The sequence below is a fragment of the Thauera sp. genome, assembly GCF_034003485.1.
Taxonomy (GTDB): domain Bacteria; phylum Pseudomonadota; class Gammaproteobacteria; order Burkholderiales; family Rhodocyclaceae; genus Thauera.
This window is the reverse complement of the sequence record NZ_JAVEYL010000059.1, coordinates 1-8603: the sequence shown is the minus strand read 5'-3', so window position 1 is coordinate 8603 and position 8603 is coordinate 1. Positions and strand designations below refer to the sequence as shown.

5 protein-coding genes are annotated in these 8603 nt (G+C 56.7%); 4 read left to right on the top strand and 1 reads right to left on the bottom strand.

The features are described 5' to 3' along the window. Nucleotides 1–230: 230 nt before the first annotated feature. Genes RBT54_RS17650 through RBT54_RS17635 form a run of 4 tightly spaced genes read left to right on the top strand, consistent with a single transcriptional unit; the run spans nucleotide 231 to nucleotide 6513 of the window. Nucleotides 231–1082: a restriction endonuclease subunit S gene (locus tag RBT54_RS17650; RefSeq protein ID WP_320368325.1), complete on the top strand. Its 852-nt coding sequence runs from the start codon at nucleotides 231–233 to the stop codon at nucleotides 1080–1082. Between the two features lie 10 nt (nucleotides 1083–1092). After that, the gene (locus RBT54_RS17645) at nucleotides 1093–4071 is read left to right on the top strand and encodes a type I restriction endonuclease subunit R (RefSeq protein WP_320368324.1); all 2979 of its coding nucleotides are present in this window, start codon (nucleotides 1093–1095) and stop codon (nucleotides 4069–4071) included. Further along, nucleotides 4071–5651, top strand: a complete 1581-nt coding sequence (locus RBT54_RS17640) for an AAA family ATPase (RefSeq protein WP_320368323.1) — start codon at nucleotides 4071–4073, stop codon at nucleotides 5649–5651. The genes RBT54_RS17645 and RBT54_RS17640 overlap by 1 nt, the downstream gene beginning before the upstream one ends. Further along, a complete protein-coding gene (locus RBT54_RS17635) occupies nucleotides 5638–6513 on the top strand; it encodes an HNH endonuclease (protein ID WP_320368322.1) in 876 nt (291 codons plus the stop codon). Before RBT54_RS17640 ends, RBT54_RS17635 begins: the two co-directional genes overlap by 14 nt. 528 nt (nucleotides 6514–7041) lie before the next feature. On the opposite strand, the gene RBT54_RS17630 is transcribed toward RBT54_RS17635, so the two are convergent. Continuing rightward, on the bottom strand, nucleotides 7042–8603 hold a 1562-nt coding region (locus RBT54_RS17630; RefSeq protein WP_320368321.1), incomplete at its 5' end, for a toprim domain-containing protein.

Sequence of the window (8603 nt, the reverse complement as noted above, 5' to 3'; positions counted from 1 at the left end):
TACCTGCGCATGTCCAAGCTCAAGCATCTACCACAAAGCCCCTTGGTGCCGGCCATCCCCCGCGACTACGGGCGCTACCGTCATGTTTGTTGAGAAGTCAATTTCCACTGGAAACGGCATAGAGCCACATCACCTGCGCAACACGAGCGGATCGAGTTCGACCACAGTATCTTCACTACTTGCTGCGCTCGTCTCCGTTGATCGGTGTTTACAACTCGTTGTCCTACGGAGTGCGAGTCGGGCAGTGGGATATGCACTACGAGGATTTCAAACAGATCCCGATTCCTTTGCCGCCCCAAGAAGAACAAGAGCGCATCGTTGCCTTCCTCGACCAGAAAACTGCCGAGATCGATGAAGCGATTTCGAAGAAGGAGAGGCTCATTGAGTTGCTCGAAGAGCAGAAGGCCATGCTGATCAACAAGGCTGTCACACAGGGGCTCAACCCTGATGCCCCGCGGAATAAAACTGACAGCTCGTGGATCGATACGATTCCCTCTCATTGGCAGGTGAAGCGGGCGAAATACCTATTTCGGGAAATTGACGAACGCTCGGTCAGTGGCGAGGAAGAGTTGTTGTCTGTCTCACACCTGACCGGCGTCACACCTCGCTCCGAAAAAACAAACGTCTACATGTTCATGGCCGAGGACTATTCGGGTTCGAAGCTTTGCCGCCCTAACGACCTGGTCTTCAACATCATGTGGGCGTGGATGGGGGCATTGGGCGTATCGGATCGAGTTGGGATTGTCAGTCCATCCTATGGCGTTTACCGGCAGCTGAAAGAAGGGACTTTCAACAACTGGTATTTGGAGCACCTACTCAGATCTACGCTCTATGTGGCTGAGTACAACAAGCGCTCAACCGGACTGCATTCATCTCGATTGAGACTCTATTCGCAAATTTTTCTTGATATGGAGCTTGGTTTTCCTCCACGCGAGGACCAAAACAAGATCGAGCAAGAAACAAAGAAGCAGGTCTCACAGGCAGATGCTGTAATCACGTCAGTTCGGTCTGAAATAGAGAAGTTGGCGGAACTACGCAGGTCGCTAGTGGCAAGTGTAGTGACCGGGAAAATGCGGGTGTAAAGGGAGAAACATGGTCAGCCAAACCAACGAAGCAGCGCTCGAAACGCACATCGAAAACGCCCTCGTCAAGGACGGCTACTGCATCGGCAATCCGGCTGACTTCGACAGAGAGTTTGCCATCGATGGCAAACTCCTCTGGCAATTCCTCGAAGCCACCCAGCCCAAGGAACTGGCAAAGCTGAAGGATCGCCCGAACTGGCAACGCCTGCTGCTGGAGCGGCTGAACAAGAAGATCAAGAAGGACAGCGTGCTGGCGGTCCTGAAGAAGGGGCTGGATATCGATGATGCCCACTTCGATCTGCTCTACCGGCTGCCCTACAACGACCTGAACCCGGAAGTCGTCGCCAACTTCGAGTCCAACCTCTTCAGCGTCACCCGGCAGGTGCATTACAGCCAGGGGCTGGGGAGCAGTGACACCTTCAAGTCGGTGGACATGGTGCTCTTCGTCAATGGCCTGGCCATCGCCACGCTGGAGCTGAAGAACCCCTGGACTGGCCAGAACGTTCATCACGCGATCAAGCAGTACCGCACCGACCGCGACCCACGTGAGCCGCTGTTCGAATTTGGCCGCTGTCTGGTCCACTTTGCGGTGGACCCGGACGAGGCCTGGATGTGTGCCCAACTGGCCGGGAAGGAAAGCAACTTCCTGCCGTTCAACAAAGGCTTCAAATTCGGCAAGGGCAACCCGGTCAACCCGAAAGGCCACAAGACGGCCTACCTCTGGGAAGACATCCTGCCGCGCCGCAGTCTCACCAACATCATCGAGCAGTTCGCCAAGTTCACTGTCGAGAAGGACAAGAAGACGGGCAAGGAGCGCAAGGCGCTGTTCTTCCCCCGTTATCACCAGCTCGACGTGGTGCGCGGCATCCTGGCCGATGCCAGACAGCATGGCGTCGGCCAGACCTACCTGATCCAGCATTCGGCTGGCTCGGGCAAGTCCAATTCGATCACCTGGCTGGCCTATCAGCTGGTGGAGCTGTACGACCCGGCAGGCACCGCCAACGTGTTCGATTCCGTGGTCGTGGTGACGGATCGCAGGGTGCTGGACAAACAGCTCAAGGACAACATCAAGCTCTTTTCTGAAACCAGGAACATCGTGGCGCATTGCGAGAGCGCTGCGGAGTTGCAGTACAACCTGGAGGCGGGCAAGAAGATCATCATCACGACCGTTCAGAAGTTTCCCTTCATCGTGGACGGCATCGGCCAGCTTGCCGACCGCTGCTTCGCGGTCATCATCGATGAGGCGCATTCCTCCCAGTCCGGTATCGCGGCCGACAAGGTGAATGAAACGCTCACCGGTAGCGGTGACGAAGAACCGGTCGATGTGCAGGACCAGATTCTTGCGGCCATGACCGCGCGCAAGATGAGCAAGAACGCCAGCTACTTCGCCTTCACCGCGACGCCGAAGCCGGCCACGCTCGAAAAATTCGGGCGGCAAGGCGCGGACGGGAAGTTCTACCCCTTCCACCTGTACTCCATGAAGCAGGCCATCGAGGAGAAATTCATCCTCGACGTGCTGGAGAAGTACACGACCTACAAGAGCTACTACGAGGTCCAGAAGTCGGTCGAAGAGAACCCGCTGTTCGATACCCCGAAGGCGCAGAAGAAGCTCAAGGCCTTCGTCGAGGCCAGCCCACGAACGATCGAGGTGAAGGCCAGGATCATGGTCGATCACTTCGTCAGCAATGTCTGGCAGGCCAAGAAGCTCAAGGGCAAGGCAAAGGCCATGGTGGTCACGCGCAACATCGAGTGCGCCGTCCGCTACTTCCTTGCGATCCGCGCTGCCCTGCTGGAAGCGAATGCGCCGTTCAAGGCACTGGTGGCCTTCTCGGGGGACAAGATCGTCGATGGCATCAAGTACACCGAGGATGGGCTCAACGGCATTCCTGCGCGCGACCTTCCGGAGGCGTTCGAGAAGGACGATTACCGGATTCTGGTCGTCGCCAACAAGTACCTGACCGGCTTCGACGAACCCATGTTGCACACCATGTACGTGGACAAGAAGCTGCAGGGGGTACTGGCGGTGCAGGCGCTTTCAAGGCTGAACCGCTGTAACTGGAAGCTGGGTAAGACCGACACCTTCGTGCTCGACTTCTACAACACGGTGGACGACATCAAGGCCGCATTCGATCCGTTCTACACGGCGACCAGCCTCAGCGAACCGACCGACGTGAACGTGCTGCACGATCTCAAGGACGCGCTGGACGGCTTCGGAATCCACGACTGGTCGGAGGTGACGGCCTTCAATGAGAGATTCTTCGCCAGCGCGGAAGCGGAAGAACTGCACCCGATCATCGATACCGTTGTGGTCCGCTTCGAGACCGACCTCGACGATGAGCAGCGCATCGACTTCAAGATCAAGGCCAAGCAGTTCGTGAAGATCTACGCCCAGGTGGCGGCCATCATCCCGTTCAACAACGCGAACTGGGAGATGCTGCACTGGTTCCTCAAATTCCTGATCCCCAAGCTGAAGGTGAAGGACCCGGATCAGGACAAGCTGGATGAACTGCTGAACAGCGTCGACCTTTCCACCTACGGGTTGGAACGGTCACGCCTGGAGGCGAAGATTGGTCTGGACGCTTCGGAAACGGAGCTGGAACCCCAGAACCCGAACGTCCGTGGCGGCCACTTCGGCGACGGCGATAAGGACCCGCTCGACGAGATCGTCCGCGCCTTCAACGAGCGCCACTTCGCGGGCTGGGAGGCCACGCCGGAAGAGCAGCGGGTGAAGTTCATCAACATCGCCAGACATGTGATGAAGCACGCCGACTACAAGGCTCAGATCGAAGACAACCCCGACAGCCAGAACCGGAAGCTGGCGCTGGAGCGGCTGATTCAACAGGCGATCAGCGTGGAGCGGCGGCGGGAACTGGATCTCTACAAGCGGTATGCGTCTGATCCGGATTTCAAGCGGGCGTTTGATGCGAGCATTCTCAGGATGATTTCGTCGAAAGACATTGGCGCTCAAATAAGTCGGGGGGTCAAGTAATGCAGTTTCCCTCTCCCCTTTTTTCAGTTACAGGAAGTCTTCCGTCCTCGTCATCCCGAAAGAGAGAACACGTCTATCTGATCACCGACAGGTGGGATGATTGGGGTAAGTACCGAACTCAATTCTCAGTACATGTAATTGATAGTGCTGGGCAAGACCATTCCCTTGGCTCAGTAAAGATCGGTGAGAAGGGGTTGCAGCCCAGAGGCGGCGGCGAAACATTGAAGCCGGGATTCAGAGCGCCAACTCTAAAGCCTGAGTTTGATAATCTCGAAAAGCAGCATTTCTCGATAGGGCAAGGTGAAAACTACTACGAGACTCTAAATGAACTTGATGAAGGTTTTCGCATTGCAATCCTTGAGGGACTTCGAGACTGCGCCTACGATTTGTCGATATTTGAAGACAATATTTCGGAAGATGTCATGTCTGAATCACTTCTTCGAAATATCCAGCAGCGCAATGTCCGCAATCGCTATCATCGGCTGGCGCAGGGGGATGCTGTACTGACCAGGTTTGAATTCAGTTTCACATTCCCAGTAAGCGAAAATGGAGAAAAACCCCCAACTTTAACTTTCAAGGTAAAGCCGCATACGGAACCACCCACAAATGTGCACGTGCTTATTGGTCGGAATGGTGTCGGTAAGACGCGATGTATTCAAAACCTAATTCGATCTGTCTTAGGCGGATCGCAGCCTAACACACAGAGCGGACTGCTGGAGCGCCTAGGAGATAACGCAAATGACTGGGAGTTTGCTGGCGTAGTTTCCGTGTCTTTCAGCGCATTCGATGATTTTGATATCCCGCCAACGGTCGATTCGGGAATGCGAGCCTCACAGGTTGGGTTACGACATAAAATCGAAGACGGTACCGGAGAGACCTATCAGGTAAAGACTCCTGGAATGTTGGCCGAGGACTTTGTTCAAAGCCTTGGCGCATGCAGGAGCGGGCCAAGGGCAAAACGTTGGCTTCAATCGCTGGTGACGCTTGAAGCCGATCCGCTTTTTGAAGAGGCGGGCGTTGGTGGATTGCTTCAGCACGATGAAGGCACTTGGCGCGATGCCGCCAAGCGGTTATTTCGAAAGCTAAGCTCTGGACATGCAATTGTTCTGCTGACAATTACTCGTTTGGTCGAGCTTGTGGACGAGCGGACGCTAGTGATTTTGGATGAACCGGAAGGGCATCTTCATCCCCCTCTCCTCGCAGCCTTCATTCGAGCGGTGGCCGACTTGCTGGGAAAACGGAACGGGGTTGCGCTTGTGGCGACCCACTCGCCGGTTGTTCTACAAGAAGTGCCGATGTCCTGCGTTTGGAAGCTGCGTCGTTCTGGTGCGCTCTCGGTGGGAGAACGCCCGAGGCTTGAGACGTTTGGCGAAAATGTAGGAGTCTTGACTGGCGAGGTCTTTGGTTTAGAAGTCACTCGCTCTGGTTTCCACAGCCTTCTGGAGAAGGCTGTGGAAACGGGGTTAAGTTACGAAGACGTTCTTGATCATTTTGGAGATCAACTTGGCTCGGAGGCGCGAGCGATTACACGCGGCTTGATAGCTGCAAGGAGCAGGAGACAGCAAGATGCTGGAAATTGAGCGCCCCGAATACTCAGCGTCCATCGTGTTTAAAGATTGCATCCAGGTAAAGAGAGATAAAAATCTCAAAACAAGACTTGAGGGAGTTGCAAGCGACATAGTGGCTGCGGAGACCGCATACGACAAAAAGGCTAAGTCACTCGCTTTCTATGAAATCAAGACGGAAGAAGGTGTAGGGAAATCGGTATCAAATTCTGAAATGGAGGACCTGTACGTCACCGTTTTCGCCAGAAAATCCTCCTCGGTTCGTAAGAAATACTACGACGAGTTGATGCTAATTCCGGAGAACGGAACCTGCCCAATGTGCGGCCAGCGAGATGCCTCGACACTGGACCATTACCTACCGAAAGCTAAAAATCCTAGCCTTGCAGTAACCCCAATCAATCTGGTTCCGGTATGCAAGGAATGTAATCATACTAAATGGGAATACCACCCCAAGACGGCTGATCAACAGTTTATACATCCGTACTACGAAAAATTGCCAATCGGCACTTGGTTGGTCGCGGATTTGGATCAGAGTAAACCTCCTGCGCTCAAATTTCGTGTTTCACCACCAATGGACTGCGATGAAACGCTGGGTAAGCGTCTTGTTTGGCACTTTGAAGAGCTTAATTTAGCGAAACTCTATGCCTCACAAGCAGGAAAAACGCTCGCTGGCATTGCAGACAAACTGAAAGCGGCGGGTGATCGAGGTGGTAAAGATGAGGTTCGATTTCTTCTAGGCGAGGATGCGCGCTCGTGGAGCAAAGCCAACCTGAATGGTTGGCAAGCGGCGATGTATCGAACTCTAGCTGGTTCTGATTGGTTTTGTGAGGAAGGATACGCTTATGCAGGCGAAAAGCGTAGGCGTGAGAGAAAGTGAGTGAAGTGCTCGCTGCGAATATTTCTAAAGGCTTCAATTCAGACGGCAGACTTCAGTAGCTGCGCAGTTACTAGGAACAACCATGTCGAGTCAGAAAATATACCAACTTGATGACGTGTTCCGCATTTTCAGTGCCAGCGTGAAGTTATTAGAGTCCGTTTTCAGCAAGGAGAACGGGCGTGAATAAGCGGTTTTCGGAAGAGCAGATCATTGGGTTCCTGAAGCAGGCGTTCCCGCCCGGGCTCCGGCTCTTGAGTCGGGCGGCTTCAGCGCCTGCGTTTCTTCACTGGCAGATCCTGGCCGGACTGAGACATCTGGGCTCACTGAGTGCGACAAGGTCGTCGCACGGCAGGTACATGTCATAGAGCCGATCGTGCATACGCTCGGGAGCCCAGTCAGGCCAAGCCATCCCGTCTGTAGCAGCCAAAAGAAAAGGGCGGGGAACCCACCGGATTCGCCCGCCCCTGGCTGGCCGTCTGCCAATAATTGCCTAGCCATTTGCCAGTTTATGGTCGCTGCTACAAGGACTTATACGTCTATGTTCTGCGCATACAGCGCATTGCCTTCGATGAACGCCCTACGCGGCTCCACGTTATCCCCCATCAGCGTGGTGAAGATCTCGTCCGCCACAATCGCGTCGTCGATCTGCACGCGCAGCAGGCGGCGCACGGCCGGGTCCATGGTGGTTTCCCAGAGCTGGTCGGGGTTCATCTCGCCCAGGCCCTTGTAGCGCTGCTTGGTGATGCCGCGCTCGACGTCGGCGAGCATCCACTTGATGGCGTCGGCGAAGCGGGTGACGGTCTGGCGCTTTTCGCCGCGGCGGATCTCGGCGCCGGGGCCGATGAGGCCGCTGATGGCCTCCGCCGCGTTGCGGATGCTGCGGTAGTCGCCCGAGACGAGGAAGTCGTGCTCGACCCAGCCGAACTTGCGGTTGCCGTGGTGCAGGCGCTCGATGGTGAGGCGCCAGTTTTCGGCTTCTTCGTGGTATTCGGCGTAGATCTGCAGGCCTTCGGGCAGGTGGGGCTGGATGCGCTCGGCCGAGGCACGGGCGGCGGCTTCGTCGTCGAGCTTGACCTCGATGTCGTGCGCCAGCATGACCTGCAGCACTTCGGGGTCGATGTAGCTGGCCAGGCGCCGGGTGACGGCTTCGGCGAGCAGGTAGGTGCGCGCGAGGCCCCCCAGGGCTTCGTCGCCGATGGGGTCGGCGCCTTCGCGCGGGACCAGCACGGCGCCGTCGAGGGCGAGGCGCAGCAGGTGGTTGGAGAGCTCGTTGTCGTCCTTGATGTACATCTCGCTCTTGCCGTGCTTGATCTTGTACAGCGGCGGCTGGGCGATGTAGATGTGGCCGCGCTCGACCAGCTCGGGCATCTGGCGGTAGAAGAAGGTGAGCAGCAGGGTGCGGATGTGCGCGCCGTCGACGTCAGCGTCGGTCATCAGGATGATGCGGTGGTAGCGCAGCTTTTCGGGCTTGTAGTCGTCCTTGCCGATGCTCGTTCCCAGCGCGGTGATCAGGGTGGCGATCTCCTGGCTCTGCAGCAGCTTGTCGAAGCGCGCCTTCTCGACGTTGAGGATCTTGCCCTTCAAGGGCAGGATCGCCTGGAACTTGCGGTCGCGGCCCTGCTTGGCCGAGCCGCCTGCGGAGTCGCCCTCGACGAGGTAGAGCTCGCACAGCGCGGGGTCTTTTTCCTGGCAGTCGGCGAGCTTGCCGGGGAGCCCCACGCCGTCGAGGATGCCCTTGCGGCGGGTCATCTCGCGCGCCTTGCGGGCGGCGTCGCGGGCACGGGCGGCTTCGACGATCTTGTTGCAGATGGTGCGGGCGTCGAGCGGGTTCTCGAGCAGGAAGTCGCCGAGCTTGTTGGCGACGACTTCTTCCACCGCCGGGCGGGCTTCGGACGAGACCAGCTTCATCTTGGTCTGGCTGGCGAACTTGGGGTCGGGCATCTTGACCGACAGGACGCAGGCCAGGCCTTCGCGCATGTCGTCACCGGTGATGTCGACCTTGGCCTTCTTGGCGATCTCGTTTTCTTCGATGTACTTGTTGATGACGCGCGTCATCGCCGCGCGCAGGCCGGTGAGGTGGGTGCCGCCGT